The sequence below is a fragment of the Aestuariirhabdus sp. LZHN29 genome (genome assembly GCF_049985285.1).
GTDB lineage: Bacteria > Pseudomonadota > Gammaproteobacteria > Pseudomonadales > Aestuariirhabdaceae > Aestuariirhabdus.
This window is the reverse complement of record NZ_JBNIEU010000002.1, coordinates 1-21,140: the sequence shown is the minus strand read 5'-3', so window position 1 is coordinate 21,140 and position 21,140 is coordinate 1. Positions and strand designations below refer to the sequence as shown.

Sequence of the window (21,140 nt, the reverse complement as noted above, 5' to 3'; positions counted from 1 at the left end):
CCCAACAAGTCACATCCAACGCCCGCAGCCTTATCGTCAAATTAACCGCAGTTCACAGGCCACAAGGGCTTCCGGCCAGGTGAATGGGTATATCTCCTTATGCAAACCGGATCAGTTTCGAGTATGATTCGCCCCCACCAAAGCCAAACCCTGCAGGAGCCTCCTGATGTCCCCCAAAAATGCTTTCTACGCCCAGTCCGGCGGCGTAACGGCTGTCATTAATGCGTCCGCATGCGGCCTGATCGAAACTGCACGCGCGAACCCCGACAAAATCGGTAAAGTCTACGCTGGCCACAACGGCATCATTGGTGCGCTAAGCGAAGAGTTGATCGATACCAGCCTCGAAAGCGATACCGATATCGCCGCGCTCAAACACACTCCTGCCGGTGCCTTTGGCTCGTGCCGCTACAAGCTGCATAACCTGGAAGAAAACAAAGCTGAATACGAGCGTCTGATCGAAGTCTTCAAGGCCCACGATATCGGTTACTTCTTCTACAACGGAGGGGGTGACTCACAGGATACCGCCTACAAGGTTTCCCAAATGGGTGAAAAAATGGGTTACCCGATCAGCTGTATCGGCATCCCCAAGACCGTCGACAACGACCTACCCTTCACCGACAACTGCCCCGGCTTTGGTTCCGTTGCCAAATACGTAGCGGTTTCGATCAAGGAGGCGGCGCTGGATATCGCATCGATGTGCAACTCCTCCACCAAGGTCTTCATTATGGAGGTGATGGGGCGTCATGCGGGCTGGATCGCAGCCGCAGGCGGTCTTGCTGCCGAGCAAGAGGGCGATGCCCCCCACATTATCCTGTTCCCCGAAATCGCCTTCGACCGAGAGAAGTTTCTCGCCCGAGTCGAGCAATGCGTCAACGACTACGGCTATTGCGTGGTCGTCGCTTCCGAGGGCGCGCAGTACGAGGATGGGCGCTTCCTTGCGGACTCCGGCAACAAAGATGCTTTCGGTCACACCCAGCTCGGCGGCGTCGCCCCCACGCTGGCCACTATGATCAAACACTCGCTAGGTTACAAATACCACTGGGCGGTTGCCGATTACCTGCAACGTGCAGCGCGCCATGTTGCCTCCGCTACCGACGTCGAGCAAGCCTACGCGATGGGCCAGGCAGCAGTGGAGTTCGCCATCGCCGGGCGCAACGCAGTAATGCCCATTGTTGTCCGCGAATCTGACCAACCCTATCGTTGGCGGGTAGGCGAGGCTCCCCTGAGTCAGGTGGCCAACCAGGAAAAGAAGATGCCGATTCACTTCATCAAGGATAATGGCTACGCCATCACCGACTCCTGCCGAGAATATCTATCCCCCCTGATTCAGGGTGAGGACTACCCACCTTACGTGAACGGCCTGCCCCACTACGTAACCCTGAAGAATGAGCTGGTTAAGAAAAAACTAAAGACCGAGTTTCAGTTCGACTAGCGCTTACCCGAAGCCGCGCACTGCTGCGGCTTCGGTCTCCCAGGCTGCGGATCACTTCAGCCTCCGCAGCGGTAAAACACCCTCCCATTGCGCCGCAGCACCCGGTCTGCCCCATCGACCCCCAGGGCATCCACCAGCAACTCAATGTCGGCTGCGCAGAAGCGGCGCGGGGCGCGAGTACCCGGAAGATCACTACCAAACATAAGTGCACCCGGATCCAGCTGATAAATCTGCTGTAGCGTGCCCGCCACATCCAGGCTAACGCGCCCAAATCCGCTGGCTTTTACCCTCCCCCCCAACTCAACCGCACGCAATAACCAGGGCAATCCTTGCTGACTCAAACCCAGGTGGTCAATGGAGAAGCTCGGAATATCCTGCAACAGGGAGAGCACCGCCCCCAGCTGAGTGGAATCGATATAGAGCTCGACATGCCACCCACAGAGTTCATTCACGCGCAGCGCCATTGCGGCAAGTGCATGCAAAGACTCGGAGCCACCCCGGTGCACATTGAAACGAAGCGCCCGCACACCCTGCCGATTCAACCTGACAAGCTCTTCGTCGCTCACGCTATGAGGGAGCTGGGTAACCCCCACAAATTGCGGCCCAAGCTGCTGCAGGGCGGCCAGCAGGTAAGTTTGATCAAACCCCTGAAAAGAGCCGGATACGACCGCGCCACCCTCCACATTGAAAGGACTCAGCTCCTCGAGGTACTCGGCAACAGGATAAGGCTCAGGCAGATACCCCCGGTTTGGCATCAAAGGGTACGCCGAGTCGATAATGTGCAGATGGGCATCGAACAGCGAGTGTGGCATGACACCTCCTTGGCGATCGAGGCGGTCGTTTTTTGGCCACCTGCTACTGATAATAGACCGGGTGTAACCCGCCAACCCCACCAAGGTAGCGCCAACGAGGATTAAGCCGTTCACTGACCGGGAGCACCGCGTGCGCCAACGAATCCGAAACTACCGATTGCAGGGGAAACGACAGGGACATCGGAGCGATGGCTTCCAAATCAGCCGGCGCAAGGCGAGTCACCACCGCTAAATCACCGCCAGCAAAACGTCCCGGGCAGTAATAGAGGCGCTTGTGCGCAATCAGCTGACGCAGGGTTATCTGTTGACCATCGATGTCACTCAACGCCCACTGGCTCTCAAGGAAGCGGGCGTGACGCCCAAGCAGTCGCTCCAGCTCTGCACACAGCAATGGCCGCTGAACTTCAGACAGGCCACACTGGTGGCCACGGGCCTCCAGATCCTCAACAAAACGAACCGCCTGAAGTGGCTGCCTGGCACGCTGCCATAGCGCCGTTGGAGAGTAAAAGGTTTCGGCGACCCGCTGGCTATAAAGCCCGCATAGTGGGCTCGCCTGCTCGCTAGCGCCATAGGCCTGCGACGTCAGCAGCCCCACCAGCACACACACCACCCGCGCCCATTGGGCACAACCTGGGAGTATTGGCCAGGACATAACCCTAGGGCAGGCTGGAGAGATACGCGGCCAAGGCAGAGATATCACCATCGCTGAGTTTGGCAGCAACACCGTGCATCGCCGACGGGGGACGCACACTGGGGTCGTCGCGGAAGGTCTGTAAGGTACTCACGAGATACTGCACAGGCTGACCCGCTAAACGAGGCTGCAGATCCTTGCCGTAAGCGTCGACTCCGTGGCAAATCACACAGGTATTGCCGAAGATATTTTTCCCCTTGCTCAGCAGGGGAGCAGAGGCGTTGGTGGGACGCTGTTTCACCGGCTGGTGGGAGAAGAAGATCGCTACGTCAACCCGCTCCTGCTCACTGAGGGTTTCTGCCAGTTTGCTCATTACATAGTCGTGGCGCTTACCGTTTCCGAACAGTTCAAATTGCGTCAGCAGGTACTCCGCACGCTGGGAAGCCAGATTCGGAATGTGATCTCGCTTGCTGTTTCCATCGGCACCGTGACAATGGCCGCACAGCACCGAACGCTGCTCTGCTCGGTACAGGGCCTCTTCATATTGCTTGGGGTCATTTTGAATCGCATTGAGCTTGTTCATCAACTGCACGACGGTTTCGGCCTGGGCCAACGGCGCCGTCAACAACAGCAGCAAAACAATGTACTTCATCCGGATATCCTCACGTTACTAGCGGCACTGGCCTTCAGCCATACCCTATGCTAAATCGGCGCTATCATATACCAGCCACGTGCGCGGGTCACTGACGCGCTTAGCACATTTGAAGATCCGCTGCACAAGGCTTGACACCAGATTGAGGAGATGGTCTCAATTCGAAAAACAAGACACCCGTAAACGGGCTCCTAACGCCGGCAGTCCGAAGTTATCTGAGCCAGATATTCTGCGGCTAACTCCAGTTCGAGTTCATTGAATACGCGAATACCCTCACGCTGTAACAACGCTGCCGCAACCCCCTCCCCAGACACCCTTACGCCTCGAAACGAGCCATCGTAGCTTTGTCGATTGCCACAGGATGGGCTGCGGGCCTTCATCACCGCCATTCGAATCCCTTCGCGCCGGCACAAAGCCAGGGCGGCGTCGGCTCCTCGAATAAACACATCGGTGAGATCAGCACCAGCCTGCGTCACGACCCGAGCCTCCCGCTCCAGTACCGCTCGACCCTGCCCCCCAACAATCTCTGCCGCAGGGCGTGGCACACCAAGGCCAGCCACAACCTCAGGGCACAGCAGCATGAGCCGGCCCTCGCTATGCCAACGGGAAAGTCGTTCTGCAGGAGCAAAACCATCGCCCCTATATCGCACTCGCTGGCCAAGCAGGCAGGCGCTCACCAATATTTTTTCCATGGCAGACTCGAAGTGGTCGCAAATCGGATGATCCAGATCAAGGGTTAGTCAACTCATCCCCGGGGATGGAGCCCACTGCTAGTCCGACACGGGCCTTCGCATTACTATAGCCGCCCCATTTCAGACACTGCCCCACACCATGGATCTCACACGCTACGTTACCACCTTCGGCCAAGCCATGCAGCGCAAGCACGGCGAGAAAGTGTACAAGCTATCGGTGAACGCCGAGTTCAGCTGTCCTAATCGCGACGGTAGCCGTGGCATTGGCGGCTGTACCTTTTGCAACGTCAGCTCATTTAGCCCAGCAACCACACGCCATGGCACGGTGCGCGAACAGATCGAGCACGGGCGTGAGCGCGTCGGACAGCTGACCGGAGCGCGTAAATTTCTGGCCTACTTCCAGGCCTACAGCAACACCTACGGCGAGCTGGACCGCCTAAAATCCCTTTATGATGAAGCCTTGGCATGCGATCAGGTGATCGGCCTGGCGGTGGGTACCCGACCCGACTGTGTGCCCGACCCTGTGCTTGACCTATTGGCCGATTACCAGCAGCAGGGCAAGGAGGTGTGGCTTGAGCTCGGCCTGCAATCGGCTAACGACACCACGCTTGCCACCATCAACCGTGGTCACGACTTTAATGCTTACCGAGACGCCGTGAGCCGCGCCCAGGCCCGCAACCTGCAGCTGTGTACCCACTTGATTATTGGCTTGCCCGGAGAGCGTGGGGACGATGCGCTGGATAGCTTCGCGCGGGTATTGGAACTGGGGGTCGACTCGATCAAGGTGCACCCGCTGCATATCGTCAAAGGCACCCAGATAGCACGTCAATGGAAACAGGGCGAGATCACCGAACTCTCGATGGAGGAGTATTGTGACACGGTTGCCGAAATTGTTCGTCGCGCCCCTCCCGAACTCATTTTCCATCGACTACACGGGTCCGGCACGCCCGACTATCTTCTAGCGCCCCAATGGTGCCGCAGTAAATGGGGCGTACTGGGTGAGATCCAGAAACGCCTGGAGGGCTGATCGCCACTCCATAATCACCTATCGTTCCAAAAAGCCTTTCGGCCAGGTCGATACAGGAGCTCACTGTGGGCCACCGCCCAACATTCTCGTCTAAACTAACGAAAGATGCTTCCGTTGTATCCTCTGGTGAGGGCGATCCTGATAATGAACGATACCTCCAACTTTCTATTCGCTGACGAGCTTCCCGACAACGAGCAGGGCGTCGCCTCGCCCCTTGCTGAGCTGCCAAGCTGGAAGATTTTGGTGGTCGACGACGAGGAGGAGATTCATAGCGTCACCCGGCTGGTACTATCGGATTACCTGTTCGGTGGCCGCAAGCTGGAGATTATTAGCGCCTATTCGGCGCAGGAAGCCCGCGAAAAACTGGAGCTGCACCCCGATACCGCCGTAGCCCTGGTGGATGTCGTGATGGAGACAGACCATGCCGGCCTGGACCTGATAAAAATCATTCGCAGCGAAATGGCCAACTCCAGTATCCGTCTGGTGCTGCGCACAGGGCAACCTGGGCAGGCGCCTGAAGAGACCGTCATCTCTGACTATGACATCAATGACTACAAGGACAAGACGGAGCTGACCGCGACCAAATTAAGAACCCTGATGTACTCGACCTTGCGCTCTTACCGCGACATCATCGCCCTGGAAGCCAGCCGCAAGGGGCTCGAACAGGTCATTCACGCCTCTGCGCACATATTCGAAATCACCTCGCTACAGCGCTTTACCTCGGCCGTCCTGCTGCAGCTTACCTCTCTACTGGATCTCAGTGAACATGCCGCGTACTTCAAGGTATCGAGCGGATTTGCCGCCACCCGCGAAGGCAATGGCTACCACGTGTTAGCCGGAACCGGCAGTTACGAGCCCCTCATTGGCCAGCATAACTGTCATGACGAACTCCCCGAACAGGTCTACCAAACACTGGAGACCGCTACACAGGAGCGCTGCAACCAGTACTTCGATGACCACATGGTGGCCTACTTTGAAACTCGAAGCGGTCAGGAACACCTGCTGTTCATCTCGAATTTCGGCAAACTGAATGGTCTCGATCGCCAACTCATAGAGATATTTTGCGCCAATGTCTCGATCGCGTTTGAAAACACCCACCTCAAGGATGAACTCGAACAGACTCAACAAGAGACCGTTTACATGCTTGGCGAAGCGGTGGAATCCCGTTCCAAGGAAACCGGCAACCATGTCAAGCGTGTGGCGGAGATTTCCCACCTGCTGGCGCTTAAAGCAGGCCTGAGTGACGCCGAGGCCGATATCATCAAATCTGCATCCCCACTCCATGACCTCGGTAAAATCGGTATCCCCGATGCAGTTCTCAACAAGCCGGCGCGCCACTCGGCCGATGAGTGGGAAGTGATGCAGCGCCATGTCGGAATCGGTTACGAAATGCTACGGACGTCACACCGACCGATTCTTCAGATGGCGTCTATCATCGCCCAGCAGCACCATGAACACTGGAATGGCAATGGCTATCCGAACGCCCTCAAGCAGGAGGAGATCCATATCGCGGGCCGAATCACCGCAGTAGCCGATGTGTTTGACGCCCTTGCCAGCACCCGGTGCTACAAACCTGCCTGGAAATTGGAGGACGTACTGGACCTGTTCAAACGGGAGCGCGGAAAACAGTTCGACCCGACACTGGTGGACCTCCTGTTTGAGAACCTGGACCAGATCCTCTATATTCGCGATCGCTATCAGGATCGCGCATCCCCGACACCCGTCCCTACGGCATCTCCGGGAAAATAATGTGGTAGCTCACCCCCTCCCCTGGATCACTGTAACAGTGGATGGTGCCGTTCAGTTGCTGGGTCACCAGGTTATACACAATATGAGCACCGAGGCCACTGCCCCCCTGTGATCGTTTAGAGGTGAAAAAGGGGTCAAATATATGCTGGCGATCCTGCTCGCTCATGCCTCGGCCGTCATCAGAATAGGTGAGCTGGACCTCACCCTCAAAATGCGTCACGGTAATCACCAGCGAGCCGCTTTCGTCGGGTTCGAAAGCATGCAGCAGCGAGTTCATCACCAGGTTTGTGAGTATTTGGGAGATCACCCCTGGATAGCTGTTGATCTCCAATTTATCGTCACACAGAAGGTCGACCCTGTGTGAAGTTTTCTTTATCTGAGGTCGCAGTGATAACAACACCTCCTCGATATACTGGCGACAGTTGAAGCGGCGTTTCTGCTCACTAATCTGGTCCACAGCCACCTGCTTGAAACTTTTTACAAGATCCGCAGCGCGCTGCACGTTGTTATTGATAATGTGAGAGCTTTCTGAAAACACCAAAAAGAATTTGTCAAAATCACTCTTTTTAAGCTCTCCCTTTTGGTACAGGTCATAAAACTTGTCCCCCACATCGAGCAGATGAGTAATGGCCGTGATACTGATGCCGATGGGCGTATTTACCTCATGGGCCACACCGGCGACCAAGCCACCCAAGGCCGCCATTTTATCGCGCTCAACGAGCTGAAACTGTGTCTCCTGCAATTGCTCAAGGGTTTGTTTCAGGTTGCTGTTCGCCGTTTCCAGATCACGGGTGCGCAAGGATACCCGCTCTTCCAACTCCTCGTTTAACTGGGTCAATTGCTGTTCGGCATGTTCACGTTGCCCAACCTCTTGCTGTAGGCGCTCAATAGAAAATTTTTGTTGCTGGGCATGGTCGGCTAATAGTTGCTCCTGTATTCGATAGTGGTCTATTTTCGCGCGCAGCTCCGCTGGGGAAAGGTGTAACTGTGCCAACATATGGGAGTAGAGGCCGGATAACTCATCGGTTTGCCGGGGGGTAAATAGCCCGCTGTGGCGAACCGCCTGATGAGCTGCAGCTGCACCAATTGATCCGGAAAGGGTATTGGTCGCCACGCGCTCAAGTCGTGCTAATTCAACGATTGTAATGTTCGGCTTGTGGGATAGTTCGCTCTCCTGTAGACAGCGGCGTAGCATCATATCCGCCTGCCCAGGTTGCAAGTAACGAAGAAATACGCTCATCAGTACCTGCTGCTTTTCTGCGAGATCCACCTCCGCAGACACATCGATCATAGACTCATCCAACGATGCATCATTCAGTATAGATATAATTTCATCACCAACAAACTGCTCTTCGGGATCGGTCTCGCACGACAGGGACACCAAAATATAGCTGGTTAGATTTGCAGCCAGACTGAACAGTATCGCATGGGTAAGATTGTCTCCGAGCGTGACGCCGAACAGGTTCTCCGGGCGTAGCCAAAAAAAACCAAACAGCCCCTCATTCAAAATACTATCAGCGACCCAACCACTACGTGCAAATGCTGGCAGCATCAGGGTGTAAGCCCAGACGAGAAAGCCCGCCATCAAACCTGCCGCCGCCCCCGACGAATTCCCCCTGTGCCAAAACAGCCCTAGAAAAACGGCCGGGGCAAATTGCAACACCGCGACAAAGGAGATCAGGCCAATATTCACCAACAGGTAAGATTCGCCAATATCAAGATAGTAATTATAGGCTGCCAGCATCAACAGCAAGACCACCAACCAACGAAACTGAAGCAGATAGCGCCGCAATGGCTGCAACACTGAAAACTGCTCGATAATCGGCAATAAAAGATGATTCGTACTCATTGTAGACAGTGTCATGGCGCTGATCATAATCATGCCCGTTGCCGCAGAAAAACCTCCCACAAAAACCAGCATAGAAACAAACCCAGCTCCGGCATCCAGCGGTAACTGCAAGACAAAGCCATCGGCCTGCAACGGCAGATAGCCCGACAGCAAACCGGCCATTGCTATGGGTATTACAAAAATATTAATCAACAACAAATACAGTGGAAACAACCATTGGGCTTTGGCGATATGGCTCTCGTTAGAGTTTTCCACGACCGCCACATGAAACTGGCGCGGCAGTAACAAAACCCCAAAAAATCCCAGCAACATAATCGAGCACCAGCGTGCGTAGGAGGGCGCCTCCGAAAAAACTTGCAAGTGAGGCTGCATTAGTTTTTGCTGGTCTACCTGTAAAAAAAGATCCCCTACTCCGTCAAACAAGACGTAACAGATGAAAATGCCCGCCACCAGAAATGCAACCAGCTTGATCACGCTTTCCAGCGCCAGGGCCACCATCATACCGGGATGGCGCTCAGTCGGGTCAAGATGACGCACCCCAAATAAAATTGTAAACACAACCATCAACGCCACTAGTAAAAGATCAACCTGACTGGCAACCCACTGACTCAAGGTGCCGGACCCATCGGCAACCAGCAGCATCTGCATGCTCCCTATGACGGCTTTGAGCTGCAAGGAGATATAAGGGGTAATACCGAACAGGCACATCAAAGTGACCAACGCGGCCAGCACTGGGGATTTGTTGTAACGGATAGAGATAAAATCTGCGATGCTGGTGACACGGTAAATGTCTTTCGTCCGCACCAACTTCCGCAGCACGCCCCAGGCAAAGAACATCGCCATGGTCGCCCCCAGATAGAGGGAAAGGAACAGCACGCCCTGATTCGCCGCCAGCCCTACACTTCCGTAAAAAGTCCAGGAAGTACAAAATACCGCCAGCGACAGGCTGTATACCCAGGAAGATGTGCGCACCCTGACCGCCAGGGCACTCTCGCCTTCGGCCCAGCGAGCGACCCAAAAAAGCAGGGCGACATAGGCCAGCATAACCAACACAACGGTGCCGATGTGAAACATACCCTATGGCCTCGGAGGCTCATTGCCACCCGAGCCCCCTGCTGACGCCCAGCCGAGACACGATAGCACTACCAGAGCCGCAGCCCAGAGCGCTAACAGCACACCACCCCGAAAACCACTGGGCGTCACAGCATCGGTAAAGAAGATCCAGCTGGTGGCCAGGAAAAAGACCGCCGCGCAGAGGGTCTGTATCTCTGCGTATTGAAGCAGGCGTTTGAGGGTACCCATTGGTTCACCTCCAGGCGGAAGTATCCATTGAGTTTAGCAGCCCCTTAGTCAGCCGGCATAAACAAGGGAAGGCGCTAGGGTTGCATCCACTCCAAAGTCTTGGAAGTCTCCCGGGTAGGTCGATATTCAGCGCCTACCCACCCCTCATAACCACACCGATCGATCTGCGAAAAATAGGCGCACAGGTCCAAGGTTCCACTTCCGGGCTCCCCCCGCCCAGGCAGGTCGGCAAACTGAATATGCCCGATCTGGCCTGCATAATGCCTCAGGTCCTCCCGAATCGACTGGTTCATGGTTGCCATGTGGTATAGGTCGTACTGCATTTTGACGCCAGGGTGGTCCAACCTTGTTAGTACCTCAACCATCTGCTCGGTAGTGTGAATCAGAAAATCGGGCATGTCTGTCGTATTGATCGCCTCCACACAGGTGGTAATACCCAACGGGTAAAACTGCGCAGCGGCATAGGCCAGGTTGTCCACCAGAGTCTGGATATAAATATCGCGATCTTCAGGCTTAACGCACCGTCCTGGCAATACATTAATGACCGACGGGGCTAGCAGGTGCGCGTAGCCCAGAGCCTGTTCAACCGCAAAACGAAACTGCTCTCTACGCCCCGGAACAGAGGCAACCCCCTCCCCACCTTGCAATAGATCTCCGGCATCGACATTAAACAGCACACAGGTCATGCCAAGTTCATCCATCTGCTGCCGCCATGCGAGCGCGTCGATAGCGTAGGGGAACTGAACCTCGAAGCCATCAAAACCATCTGCCCGCGCTAACTTCAAGCGAGCCTCAAGAGGCACCTCGGTGTACAACAGGCTGATATTGGCACAAAACGTTGGCATCGCTCTATTTATTCTCCTGATGCATACAGATCAGGGTTGATAGGTCCTTATCCTCATAGCCCCCGGCGCCATGGGCTCCCATCAGCCGAGCTGCGGTCTCACTCATCGGTGCCGAGTTGCCAACATCACGCGAGACCTTAACAGCGGTTTCCAGATCCTTCACCAGGGTTTTTACACGCCATGCGATCGGTTCAAAAGTGCGGCTGGCCATCTGCGGGCTCAATATCTGCAAAGGCCGCGAATCCGCAAAGCCCCCCGCTAACGCCTGGGGTATCTTCTTAGCGTCAACGCCCCCGCTCTGAGCGAGAGCGATCATTTCAGCAATAACCATGGCGTTGCAGCCAACGATCATCTGATTGCAGACTTTGGTCAGTTGGCCACTTCCCACCGGTCCCATATGGGTCAGTCGCTGCCCGATACATTTTAGTACAGGCTCCGCCTTGCAGATCTCTTCGTCGGTGCCACCCGCCATAATGACCAATGATGCATCCCGAGCACCCGCGACACCACCAGAAACGGGACAGTCCACCCACCCCATGCCGCATTCGGAACGCAAGCGGCGAGAAAACTGGCGAGTTTTTTCGGGATCTATGCTGGAGAGGTCCAAGAGCAGTTGTCCTGCATGACCATGGGCCGAGATACCCTGAGGGCCAAACACCACACTTTCGACCGCTGCGGTATCCCCAAGGCACAACAGGAGAACATCGGCACCCGCCACCACTTCGGCGATGGTGGCACAGTAACGGGCCCCCTGCTCCACGAGCGCTGTAGCCTTTGCTGGAGTTCGATTCCAAACCGATACCTCGTGGCCCGCCTTAAGCAAATGGGGCACCATTTCGGAGCCCATTAAGCCAATACCCAAAAAACCCAATCTTTTCATATCGTCACCAACACGCAAAACAACACTGCAAGAGCACTGCCCTATACTCGAAATACCGATTCTTGGTTAAAAGGCAAAAGCGCCTAGGGCACGGACACAGGGTCGGAGTAATACTCCTTGTAGTAGCTCAAGGGTTGGGGGTGTTCAACCGCATACCCCTGGGCATAATCAATACCGATCTCGCGCAAGCAATGTAAGATACTCTCGCTTTCTGCGTACTCGGCAATAACCTCCATCCCCATAAAGTGCCCAACCTCTTTGATCGATTTCACCATGGCGTAATCGACCGAGCTTTCCGCGATCTCTTTGATAAAGACACCATCAATTTTCAGGTAATCCACCGGCAGTTGCTTGAGGTAAGCAAAGGAGGAGAGGCCGGTACCGAAGTCGTCCAAAGAGAAACGGCAACCAAACCGCTTTAGCTCTCGAATCAAGTCAGCCGTTTTGGCGATATGGGTGATGGTGGCAGTTTCTGTCACTTCGAAACAGATACGCTCGGGGGACACTCCAGTAGTGGAAAACTGCTCAAGGATAAAGTCCATCAGACGATTATCGTTCAGCGAATTACCGGAGAGGTTGATGGAGTAGCTCCCCATCAAATTCGCCTGCAACGGGTTATTAACAATCCACTCAAACATAGAGCTAATCACCCAGCGATCCACTGCCGCCATCCGATTGTGCTTTTCCGCCGCCTGAATAAAAGCTTCCAATGGTATATCCAGCCCCTCTCCATCGCGGACACTGAGTAGTACCTCATAATGGCCGGGCGCGGTTGGGCTGGACAAATTTTGTATACGCTGGCAGCGCAGCTCGAGTAAGTCTTCTTCCAGCACTTTCTGAACCAGGGCCAGCATGCTCATCTCGTCGCTTTGCTGGGAAAACTCGGCCTGGGAGTGGTAGGCAACCGTCTGGTTGCGCCCCCCCTCCTTCGCTTGCACACAGGCAGTGCTGGCATTGTGCAGCAGCGCAGAAGCAGAGTTGACGGAGCTATTTATCTCAGCTACACCCACGCTCACCGTTTGCGGCAAATTTTGCCCACCCCATGAGAAATCCATCGCCTCCACCCCATGGCGCAGCGATTCAGCCGCCACCATAGCATCCTCAAGCTCCATATTTTCCAACACCAGGGCAAACTCATTGCCTCCGACCCGTCCACTCATCAGTATCGGGTACTCGCTCTCACCCAGCGTTAACGCGATCTCCTGTAGCAGCTGATCCCCCGCTTCGGTGCCGCAGTTACTGTTCACCGCTTTAAAAAAGTCAACATCAATAAAACAGAGTGTATGGGTTCGGATATCTTCGCTACCGCTATTAATCAGGTTATACAGCTGTTTCTCAAATGACTTGCGACTGAGCAACCCCGTCAATTGATCATGGCTGGTTTGGTACGCCATATCCCTATAGACGTTTTGCACGATATTGAACATACCTCGATCAAGTAGCGAGTCCTCTCCCTTATGGTCGATGGGCAGCAGCCCCTCGCTCATCGCCTGCGCCAGCTCGTCGAGATCGTAATCTATGGCCTTTAAGCCCTGTCGATTGACAAAAACAAACGAAGAAAAGCCATCACCTACCCAGGCCAATTTGATATCGCTTTCTCGATCCTCTCCCTCTATTTGCCCAAGCCAATCCCCCACGTTGAGGCGCTTGGCCCTCTGCCTCCAACGCTCATTCTCTGTATTCTCCTCTTCATCAATCGATTCACGATCAGCGCTATCCACCGCACTAATAACCGGCACTGCGACCCAATCATGGCGGTCACTGGATTCTAACCCTCGCAGTAAAGTCTGGCGCAACTGCTCGATCACTTGATCTCTCTGATACGGATCCACCGCAGGAATATCCAGATAACCCTCGACCATATCGAGTAACGCTTCGGTTTCCAGGGTTCGTTCAAGTTCAGCTCCAACCTCCCTGCGCTTGCGCACCCCCAACCACTCCAGAAGCTGGTCAAACAGCTGCCAAAGCTCTCGCCAGTTGTCGCTATTGACGCTTTCTCGAACATAGGTCAACACCATGGCATCCCGCAGCCCGGTATCCAGCAACAAAGGCACCACAGGAGGCACCTTGCGCCCGCCAATACGCAGATCTATCTCACAGCCGACCACCTGTTTGGCCTGTTTCAGCTTTTGTTGGCCATCGCAACTGCGCACCAGTCGCTGGGTATTTCGATCAATCGCCTGCAGCTGGCGATTTTCAAGCTTCTCAAGTTCCTGGTGCACGCTTTCGTATACCGCGGGATCTCGATCAAATTCGGTGAGAATCCTGTCGCAATACCCCTTGAGGGTTTTTTGCATACTTTCCACCGCGCCGCTGGGAGCAGCCGCCAGCCGAGCCATCTTATTGAGGACCTGCCGCGCCGGGTGTCGAGCATTGGTAAAGAAGGTCTGATCCTGCACCAGCACCTTTAGCAGGGGTACCTGCTGCGCTTTCAGCCAGGGCTGCACCTTTTCAGGTATATCGTGGTGGTCCATCAGCACCTCAAACAGCGAATCTACGATGTCGAGGCAATCCTGCTGGATGCCACTAAACTGCCTCTGCTGTGGATCTGATGACTGCAGGGTTGATGCGAGCTGCTCCCGCAGGTCTTTGTCCGATGCCCGAGCCGAAGTGTCCTGAAGCTGCCCTTGCAGCACGGTCAATGCAGCCATCAACTCCAGCTGAGACCATTGCCCTGCTTTCCCGGACTTGGCCCCGGGCGCCACAAACTCGTCGTTATTTGCTGCAGTAGTAGCGTCTTGCGTTGGCGGGTTAACGCTGGATCTCCGCCAGGACAACAGGTTATGAATAGCCTCCAGAGAGGCCGTCGAGCCCACAGGGGGTTCGCTGCGTGGCGGCTCAATAGGCTGCGACGCCGGGCCGCCATCTGACGACTCTTGCTGCGACAAAGACTGCTCGCCAGTGTCGCGGACATCTCCAGCCGAGACACGCGCAGGATCAGAAACCTGGGCCGTATTCGCATTACGACGGGCTTTGCGCCGTTTCTCTACATCGGGTAGTACTCCCGCGGCCTTAAGCTGCTCATTAAAGAGGCCATACAGCTCCCCAAGGCGTGGCAGCATCGCTGATTCAAAAATCTTGTAGAGCTCTTTTTGCAATCGGGCAGTGGTGTTGATCATCTCCGTCGTATTTTGCATACAGCCATAAATATAGTCGGGGCCAAGTGGCGTATTGGTTGCGTCGAGGTCACGCCCTGCGAGCACACTGAGTCGGGCTTGCAGCCAGTCCATCTGCTGTCGATATTTTGCTTCGGCATTGCCGACCATCACATTGATCGTCAGCCAGTCTTCAAACTCCTCTTTATCCACCACCGAGAGGTCGTTTTCAGGCTGCTGCTGGGCTATCTCCTTGATCACGACCTCGGGCCGGGAAAACGCATCCCAGGCATCCAGCAGTTGGCGCCGATACTGCTTGGAAAAGATCTGACGGCGTTTTTTGAGTTCGCCCATCAGGTCAAAATACTGGGTCTGCTCGGTGTTATTAGCGGCCTGACTTGCGGAGGCGAGCAGTCGAGTCGCTGCAGCTTCAAAAAAGTCATCGAGCACTGCTGACAGGGCATGGTCCAGGGGAGAGCGAAGGCGAGCTACCAGCTCACTACGAACTGCCAACGACGGCTGCGGTGGCCGCTGCGGTAAATCGCGACTAGCCTGCTGTTGCTGGCCCTTGGCCATCTCTAATAGGCTGGTGATATGTACAGAGCCGGCTGCGGTCAACTCCACACCGAGCGAATCCTGTTCAATACGCCGCACACAGGTACTGAAACGCAACGGGGCCTCGCCCTCTCTACCGGTAAGAAACACCAACACTTCGGCCAATGCACCTTCAACGACTGGGTTGACCGGATCTTCGATCATCCGCGTCAGCCCCATAATTTGGGTTAGGTAAAACCCCCCAGAGCACAGATCCGACACGCGGCAACCGAGCATCGCGTGCCCCATTAGCATCAGCTGCGCACGGCAGCTGAAGGATACCCGTACCGATGTTCTGCGTTCGTCCCTCATCCTGGCCTATCTTATTGTGTTGGAGTGCTAAAACAGCGTCGTTTGGCCTCACCCCCTGCGCCAAGGTTAATCATAGCCCTTTTATACGAAAGCACGCCATACAGCATACTCCGATATTCAATAAGCTAATTAGAACCCCGAACCAAAGGGTGCTTGTTAACTAACCGCTATAAACTATTCTGTTATGTAAAATGAATTGTGCTAAAAATAAAGCATAGCGTGTCATCTTACCGAAGACTTAGCCGGTTTCCTCGTGCCGGCCTTTGATCAAATGGGATTTACGCGCCAATTTCCACGGAAATCAAGGAATTCTAAGGATATGTTGCGCCCGTGTTCGATAGCTGTCCTGTACAGCGCGTTGCTTTTGCCCGGCACCGCCCTCGCACTGGGTGCCGGCGAAATCACCGTGAAATCGACGATTGGCGCAGCGCTATGGGCTGAGATCGAATTAACGGGGTCAGACCCGATAAGCCCTCAGGAGCTCATCGCCAAGCTCGCGAGCCGCGACCAGTTTCAGCGCCTTGGTGTCTCCCGCGACGTATTTCTCAGCCAGCTAAAGTTTGAGCTGCGCACCAACGACGACGGTAAACAATTTTTGCTCGTCACCAGCAAAGATGCCGTCAAAGAGCCTTTCCTTAACTTCGTGCTTGACCTGCAATGGGCAAAAGGTCAGCTCCTACGCGAATACGCCGTATTACTGGACCCACCCACGATCGCCTCCAATGCCGTTAACGCACCACAGGGTCCGCCTCCCGAAACCCAGTTAGCGCAACCTTCCATAAGGGAAAACGCCGTACCTAGCGGGCTCTATACCACACGCCCGGGAGACTCCCTCTGGATCATCGCTAACAGGCTGCGCCCGTCCGCAGAGGTCAGTGTGCAGCAAACCATGCAAACTCTGCATCAGATGAACCGCAGCGCCTTTATTAACGGCAATATCAACCTCCTGAAAGCCCGCCAGCAACTACGAATACCTTCGATCGAAGATGTCATAGGGGTAAGTGAGGACGAAGCCCGCCAGTACGTCGGCACCCAAATTAACAAAGGCAAACAGGCGATTGCAGCACGAGACTCCGCCCTTCAACCAACCCAACCCCCTTCCCTACCCTCTATTTCGGAAATTGAATCCGAGCCATTAGAGGAGATAGCGAGGGCAGATATCCCGTCAACACAAATAGAACCGTCATCTAGCCGTGATCAACTGCGACTGCTAAATGCGAGCGAAGAGCACTCCCTTGCTACTCAGGATATCGCCCAACTGCAGTCCACCTATAGCGAGCTAATGGAAGAGAAGGCCATTCTACTGCGTACGATTTTGCAGCAGTATGAGGAGCTCGAAACCCTTAAAGATAAGCAGCAAGCCTTGAACCAGTCCCTGTCCCAACAGCGTACTTTACCCGCATCCGCTATAGCGGCTAACCAGGATGGGAGCGCGAACACCGATGAGCGGACGGCAACGTCCGAGCAAACCACGGCCATCATTGACCCGGTTGCGCAAAAGGAGAGCGGTCTTTCCAGCATCGCCGTCACCCAGCCGATACCGGGCATCACATCCAGCGACGTGATGAGGCACCCTGCGTTTGTCGCGTCCCTGACTACATCATTGCTGCTATTTCTTGCACTGGTATGGTTATTGTTAAAACGTACTGGCCAGCCTGCCAGCGAACGCTTAACGGCTGACAAAATTATTTCCCACGAGCTAGAAACCAATAGCCCCGATGAAGACATCACGGAGGAGGACAAACCTGCACCCGCCGTGCCGGCCGCCGATATACGAAGGATCGACCTCCCGGAGCCGGATCCACTCAGAATCGACGATGATCAGTTTATTGAAGAGGAGGATGAGCTCGACGAGACTATCCGCGCCGCTAACATTTATCTTGCGTACGGACGACTGCGAGAGGCTAAATCATTAATTCGTGACGCGTTAACCCAGGACCCAAACCGCGAGGACCTGAAACTAACACTACTCGAGCTGCACTGTAAGGAGGAGGATATCGAAGCGTTCGACCTGATCGCCAGCGAGCTGGATAAAAGCCTGAGCGATACGGTGCAACAGCAACTGAAGGAGTTGCGGCTACTCATGAATCGCCCCATGGAGAGCAAGGAACCGATCGAGGCACCCGTCGGCACTGCCTCCACCGAGTCACTGGAAGAGGCCCTGCTGACCGATGAGGAGCTGGGCCTTAGCAGCGAGGAGCTGGACTATTTCCCGGATCAGGAGGTGCTTTCTGAGCTGGACCTGGACAGCGCATCGGAAGATGAGTGGCACCAAATTAAGGATACCGCAGGAGAGACATCAGATGCTTCTTCCGATGGCGCCAAGGAAAAGCCCTGAGCTATCCGCTCCTGCGCAACAAGGTCAAGGCGTGGAGATGTCCGACAGGCCGCCATAGTTGGTAACATTCGTATACCCCATCGCGTTTAGGGTTTGTAGCGCTACACTGGCGCGTCGCCCACTTCGGCAATACAGCGCGATGGGCTGGCTACGATCTTCGGTTAATTCCTCGATTCGCGCACCAATCACATCAAACGGGATGTTCTTTGCCCCGGGGTAGTGCCCTCCTGAATATTCACCCTGAGTTCTGACATCGATCACCAGCTCCCCTGGAGCCGGCCCTGCCGCCCGACTGGCGGCACTCATACCCAACAGCGCCAGCATCGCTACCCAAAACCCTGCACGAAGCACTTTAATCATTTCCATCTCCTTAAGTTCAATTCATTAGCCGAATGGGCGCCTACTCTGGAGACTAGCAACCACCAGATCTGTGACCTAACACACCAACAGACGAGCTATTTTACACGCCATGACGGATAACCGTCTTCCCACCATAGGAGATCCTACCGTGCATCGAAAAACGCCCACATACGGGTCGCACTAGCTGGCATCGCTGCTGTTCAAGATTTATACTTTGCGCCCAACACTCTCTACAACGCACCAGAAAAAAGGCGGCATCATGAGTTTCAGTAAGGTCCCTTGCGGAAAAGACGCACCCCACGACATCAACGTAGTGATCGAAATCCCTGCAAATAGCAGCACCCCTATCAAGTATGAGATCGACAAAGACAGCGATGAGATTTTTGTCGATCGCTTTATGGCCACACCTATGTTTTACCCGGCCAACTACGGTTACATTCCCAACACTCTCGCCGACGATGGTGACGCCCTCGACGTTCTCGTCGTTACACCCTATCCCGTCGTAGTGGGCTCCGTTATTCGCTGCCGTCCGGTAGGTGTCCTGAACATGAGCGATGAAAGCGGCGAAGATGCCAAACTGATCGCCGTTCCTCACGACAAGCTCACGACGCTCTACAAGGGCGTGCAGGAATACACCGACCTCCCAGAGCTACTGATCAAGCAAATTGAGCACTTCTTCGAGAACTACAAAGATCTCGAAGAGGGAAAATGGGTCAAGGTTGATGGCTGGGATGACGCAGCAGCAGCCAAAAAAGCGATTATGGACTCCATTGCCGCCTACAAGCCCTGATCTTGCTGTAGCTGACGAACGATCCCCACAGTTCGTCAGCTACGCGCCTCGGCTTCGATATCTCCAGAACATACGCGCTCGGCGAATCCTGCGCCCGCCTCATCGTACATATTGAAGACTGAGCTAACCCCCTCCGCCAGCAGCTCATCACGCTCATCGTTAAATCGAATCACGGCTGCAACATGCCCCTTGAAGTCGATGGCTCGAAGCTGTTGCGCCGTATAAAGATTGCTTCTGTGATGGGGCATCGCCAACATCACAAGTCGCAAGTGATCACCCGCTACGAGCTTATCCCAAAAATCGCTATCGCTGGCATCGCCCAGCGCAACCCGTCTCCCTTCTGTTTTGTGCGCAGCAATTTTAACCGCATCATGCTCGATACCGACGACTACATCGCCAAAGCGAGTACGTAATTCATCATAACAACCCGCACCAATCCGCCCCATACCGAACACCAGAATTTCGGGGTTACCCAGTTCGAGGGGACGATCGCCAGGGTGGCGCCGAGCGCTCTGAAACTGTTTAAGCCGAGCACCTAGCCGTTTATAGAGCGCGGCCGCATGAATATTAAGCGGTGAAGAGACCAAAAAACTTATCGCGAGGGCCAACGCCATAACCACCAACCAGTCGCCGCTGATCACCCCCGCCTTCCACCCAATAGCAGCTACGATCAAACCGAACTCGCTGTAATTGGCGAGTGCTAGAGAGCTCAACATACTGGTTCGCGCGCGGAAGCCAAAAAGATTGGTTAGCGTAAAATAGAGCGCCACCTTCACCGGCAGCACCATCACAAGCACCAGAGCAACCGCCATCATCTCCCAGGTGGGTAATCCAATGAGGCCAACGCTCAAAAAGAAGGCGACGAGAAACAGCTCTTTCAGGTTGAAAAGCGCCTTTGCCATCTCCGAGGATTTGGGATGAGAAGCGACCAACATTCCCACAATCAACGCCCCAAGATCAGGCTTGAGCCCAACCAGATAAAAAAGCTCAGCGCCTACAATCAACGCAAAAAACATCCCGCACAACACCAACACTTCTCCGTGGCCCACACGATCAAGAACCCTAAACAGCAACGGACGAAGCAGAGGTAACGCTAACAAACCAAATGCCCACAAGGAGGGCCAACCCTCTTTCGATATAGTAAGGAAAATAACGGCAAACAGATCCTGCATGATCAGGATGCCGATCGCGATCTGGCCGTATAGACTGCTCATATCGCCTTTATCCTCAAGCACCTTCACCGCAAATACCGTGCTGGAAAAACTAAAGGCAAAGCCGATAAGTAATAGAGCCTCTCCCCCCACCCCCTCAAACAGCGTCAACCCACTGTAAGCCAACGACTTGAGAACGAGAAAAAGAAGCAGGGTGGTTAGTCCCATATGCAGCGTTGCGGTGCCCCAAATTTCGGCTTTAAGCAGCTGGCGAACATCCAGTTTAAGGCCGATTGAAAATAGAAGCAGGGTTACACCCAGGTCGGCGAAAAGTTCAAGCTGCGCACTCGGCTGCACTCCTACAAAATGAAGGCCAAACCCCGCCACCAAAAAACCGACCAAAGGCGGTAATCCGACCTGCTTCGCCAGCAAGCCAAACCCAAATGCAAAAATCAAAATCAGGGGATCCACAACCGCCACTCCTCTATTGGATCCATAGAGTATAACCCCCTCCGCCTTAGCGCCCATAAAAAAACCCCGCAGGAATACCTGCGGGGTTTCGAATAAAAGCCTGACGATGACCTACTCTCACATGGAGAAACTCCACACTACCATCGGCGCTAAGAGGT

16 protein-coding genes are annotated in these 21,140 nt (G+C 54.7%); 5 read left to right on the top strand and 11 right to left on the bottom strand.

All coding sequences use genetic code 11. The features are described from left to right. Positions 1-166: 166 nt before the first annotated feature. Entirely contained in the window at positions 167-1,432 is a 1,266-nt protein-coding gene (locus ACP3PW_RS06720) for a 6-phosphofructokinase (protein ID WP_426415923.1), read from the top strand. 56 nt (positions 1,433-1,488) lie between these two features. On the opposite strand, the gene ACP3PW_RS06715 is transcribed toward ACP3PW_RS06720, so the two are convergent. The 4 genes from ACP3PW_RS06715 to ACP3PW_RS06700 all read right to left on the bottom strand — a co-directional run bounded on the left by ACP3PW_RS06715 (position 1,489) and on the right by ACP3PW_RS06700 (position 4,219). Next, complete coding sequence (locus tag ACP3PW_RS06715) at positions 1,489-2,244, bottom strand: amidohydrolase family protein (protein ID WP_426415922.1); 756 nt, start codon at positions 2,242-2,244, stop codon at positions 1,489-1,491. A 43-nt stretch (positions 2,245-2,287) separates the two neighbouring features. Then, on the bottom strand, positions 2,288-2,845 hold the full coding sequence (locus ACP3PW_RS06710) for a hypothetical protein (RefSeq protein ID WP_426415921.1): 558 nt from the start codon (positions 2,843-2,845) through the stop codon (positions 2,288-2,290). 55 nt (positions 2,846-2,900) lie between these two features. Beyond that, positions 2,901-3,527 (bottom strand): c-type cytochrome, encoded by a 627-nt coding sequence (locus ACP3PW_RS06705; protein WP_426415920.1) that lies wholly within the window; start codon positions 3,525-3,527, stop codon positions 2,901-2,903. A 191-nt stretch (positions 3,528-3,718) separates the two neighbouring features. Then, the gene (locus tag ACP3PW_RS06700) at positions 3,719-4,219 is read right to left on the bottom strand and encodes a DUF523 domain-containing protein (protein WP_426415919.1); all 501 of its coding nucleotides are present in this window, start codon (positions 4,217-4,219) and stop codon (positions 3,719-3,721) included. A gap of 139 nt (positions 4,220-4,358) precedes the next feature. Between ACP3PW_RS06700 and ACP3PW_RS06695 the strand changes: the two genes are divergently transcribed. Together ACP3PW_RS06695 and ACP3PW_RS06690 are read left to right on the top strand one after the other, a co-directional pair. After that, complete coding sequence (locus ACP3PW_RS06695) at positions 4,359-5,246, top strand: TIGR01212 family radical SAM protein (RefSeq protein ID WP_426415918.1); 888 nt, start codon at positions 4,359-4,361, stop codon at positions 5,244-5,246. A gap of 144 nt (positions 5,247-5,390) precedes the next feature. Then, a complete protein-coding gene (locus ACP3PW_RS06690; protein ID WP_426415917.1) occupies positions 5,391-6,995 on the top strand; it encodes a DUF3369 domain-containing protein in 1,605 nt (534 codons plus the stop codon). Here ACP3PW_RS06690 and ACP3PW_RS06685 read toward each other — a convergent pair. The 5 genes from ACP3PW_RS06685 to ACP3PW_RS06665 form a co-directional block, all read right to left on the bottom strand. Beyond that, positions 6,973-9,918, bottom strand: a complete 2,946-nt coding sequence (locus ACP3PW_RS06685) for an ATP-binding protein (RefSeq protein ID WP_426415916.1) — start codon at positions 9,916-9,918, stop codon at positions 6,973-6,975. The genes ACP3PW_RS06690 and ACP3PW_RS06685 overlap by 23 nt on opposite strands. 3 nt (positions 9,919-9,921) lie before the next feature. Further along, complete coding sequence (locus ACP3PW_RS06680) at positions 9,922-10,146, bottom strand: hypothetical protein (protein ID WP_426415915.1); 225 nt, start codon at positions 10,144-10,146, stop codon at positions 9,922-9,924. Positions 10,147-10,220: 74 nt separating this feature from the next. Further along, on the bottom strand, positions 10,221-10,991 hold the full coding sequence (locus ACP3PW_RS06675; protein WP_426415914.1) for a hydroxypyruvate isomerase family protein: 771 nt from the start codon (positions 10,989-10,991) through the stop codon (positions 10,221-10,223). 4 nt (positions 10,992-10,995) lie between these two features. After that, on the bottom strand, positions 10,996-11,871 hold the full coding sequence (locus ACP3PW_RS06670) for an NAD(P)-dependent oxidoreductase (RefSeq protein ID WP_426415913.1): 876 nt from the start codon (positions 11,869-11,871) through the stop codon (positions 10,996-10,998). Positions 11,872-11,954: 83 nt separating this feature from the next. Continuing rightward, positions 11,955-15,872, bottom strand: coding sequence for a DUF1631 family protein (locus ACP3PW_RS06665; protein WP_426415912.1), 3,918 nt, complete (start codon positions 15,870-15,872; stop codon positions 11,955-11,957). 319 nt (positions 15,873-16,191) lie between these two features. Between ACP3PW_RS06665 and ACP3PW_RS06660 the strand changes: the two genes are divergently transcribed. Beyond that, positions 16,192-18,210: a type IV pilus assembly protein FimV gene (locus ACP3PW_RS06660; RefSeq protein WP_426415911.1), complete on the top strand. Its 2,019-nt coding sequence runs from the start codon at positions 16,192-16,194 to the stop codon at positions 18,208-18,210. A 24-nt stretch (positions 18,211-18,234) separates the two neighbouring features. On the opposite strand, the gene ACP3PW_RS06655 is transcribed toward ACP3PW_RS06660, so the two are convergent. Next, complete coding sequence (locus ACP3PW_RS06655) at positions 18,235-18,570, bottom strand: rhodanese-like domain-containing protein (protein WP_426415910.1); 336 nt, start codon at positions 18,568-18,570, stop codon at positions 18,235-18,237. A 259-nt stretch (positions 18,571-18,829) separates the two neighbouring features. Between ACP3PW_RS06655 and ppa the strand changes: the two genes are divergently transcribed. Continuing rightward, positions 18,830-19,360, top strand: coding sequence for an inorganic diphosphatase (ppa, locus tag ACP3PW_RS06650; RefSeq protein ID WP_426415909.1), 531 nt, complete (start codon positions 18,830-18,832; stop codon positions 19,358-19,360). Between the two features lie 35 nt (positions 19,361-19,395). Here the strand turns inward: ppa and ACP3PW_RS06645 are convergent, their stop codons facing one another. Beyond that, positions 19,396-20,982 carry a cation:proton antiporter gene (locus ACP3PW_RS06645; protein WP_426415908.1) on the bottom strand — a complete coding sequence of 529 codons (1,587 nt, stop codon included), beginning with the start codon at positions 20,980-20,982 and terminating at the stop codon, positions 19,396-19,398. Positions 20,983-21,140: the final 158 nt, after the last annotated feature.

What these genes read in the sequence shown, in the direction of transcription:
- ACP3PW_RS06705 (WP_426415920.1), bottom strand. Translation starts at nt 3,527, where the DNA reads ATGAAGTACATTGTTTTGCTGCTGTTGTTGACGGCGCCGTTGGCCCAG.
- ACP3PW_RS06680 (WP_426415915.1), bottom strand. Translation starts at nt 10,146, where the DNA reads ATGGGTACCCTCAAACGCCTGCTTCAATACGCAGAGATACAGACCCTC.
- ACP3PW_RS06670 (WP_426415913.1), bottom strand. Translation starts at nt 11,871, where the DNA reads ATGAAAAGATTGGGTTTTTTGGGTATTGGCTTAATGGGCTCCGAAATG.
- ACP3PW_RS06690 (WP_426415917.1), top strand. Translation starts at nt 5,391, where the DNA reads ATGAACGATACCTCCAACTTTCTATTCGCTGACGAGCTTCCCGACAAC.
- ACP3PW_RS06665 (WP_426415912.1), bottom strand. Translation starts at nt 15,872, where the DNA reads ATGAGGGACGAACGCAGAACATCGGTACGGGTATCCTTCAGCTGCCGT.
- ACP3PW_RS06655 (WP_426415910.1), bottom strand. Translation starts at nt 18,570, where the DNA reads ATGATTAAAGTGCTTCGTGCAGGGTTTTGGGTAGCGATGCTGGCGCTG.
- ACP3PW_RS06660 (WP_426415911.1), top strand. Translation starts at nt 16,192, where the DNA reads ATGTTGCGCCCGTGTTCGATAGCTGTCCTGTACAGCGCGTTGCTTTTG.
- ppa (WP_426415909.1), top strand. Translation starts at nt 18,830, where the DNA reads ATGAGTTTCAGTAAGGTCCCTTGCGGAAAAGACGCACCCCACGACATC.
- ACP3PW_RS06675 (WP_426415914.1), bottom strand. Translation starts at nt 10,991, where the DNA reads ATGCCAACGTTTTGTGCCAATATCAGCCTGTTGTACACCGAGGTGCCT.
- ACP3PW_RS06720 (WP_426415923.1), top strand. Translation starts at nt 167, where the DNA reads ATGTCCCCCAAAAATGCTTTCTACGCCCAGTCCGGCGGCGTAACGGCT.
- ACP3PW_RS06685 (WP_426415916.1), bottom strand. Translation starts at nt 9,918, where the DNA reads ATGTTTCACATCGGCACCGTTGTGTTGGTTATGCTGGCCTATGTCGCC.
- ACP3PW_RS06715 (WP_426415922.1), bottom strand. Translation starts at nt 2,244, where the DNA reads ATGCCACACTCGCTGTTCGATGCCCATCTGCACATTATCGACTCGGCG.
- ACP3PW_RS06700 (WP_426415919.1), bottom strand. Translation starts at nt 4,219, where the DNA reads ATGGAAAAAATATTGGTGAGCGCCTGCCTGCTTGGCCAGCGAGTGCGA.
- ACP3PW_RS06695 (WP_426415918.1), top strand. Translation starts at nt 4,359, where the DNA reads ATGGATCTCACACGCTACGTTACCACCTTCGGCCAAGCCATGCAGCGC.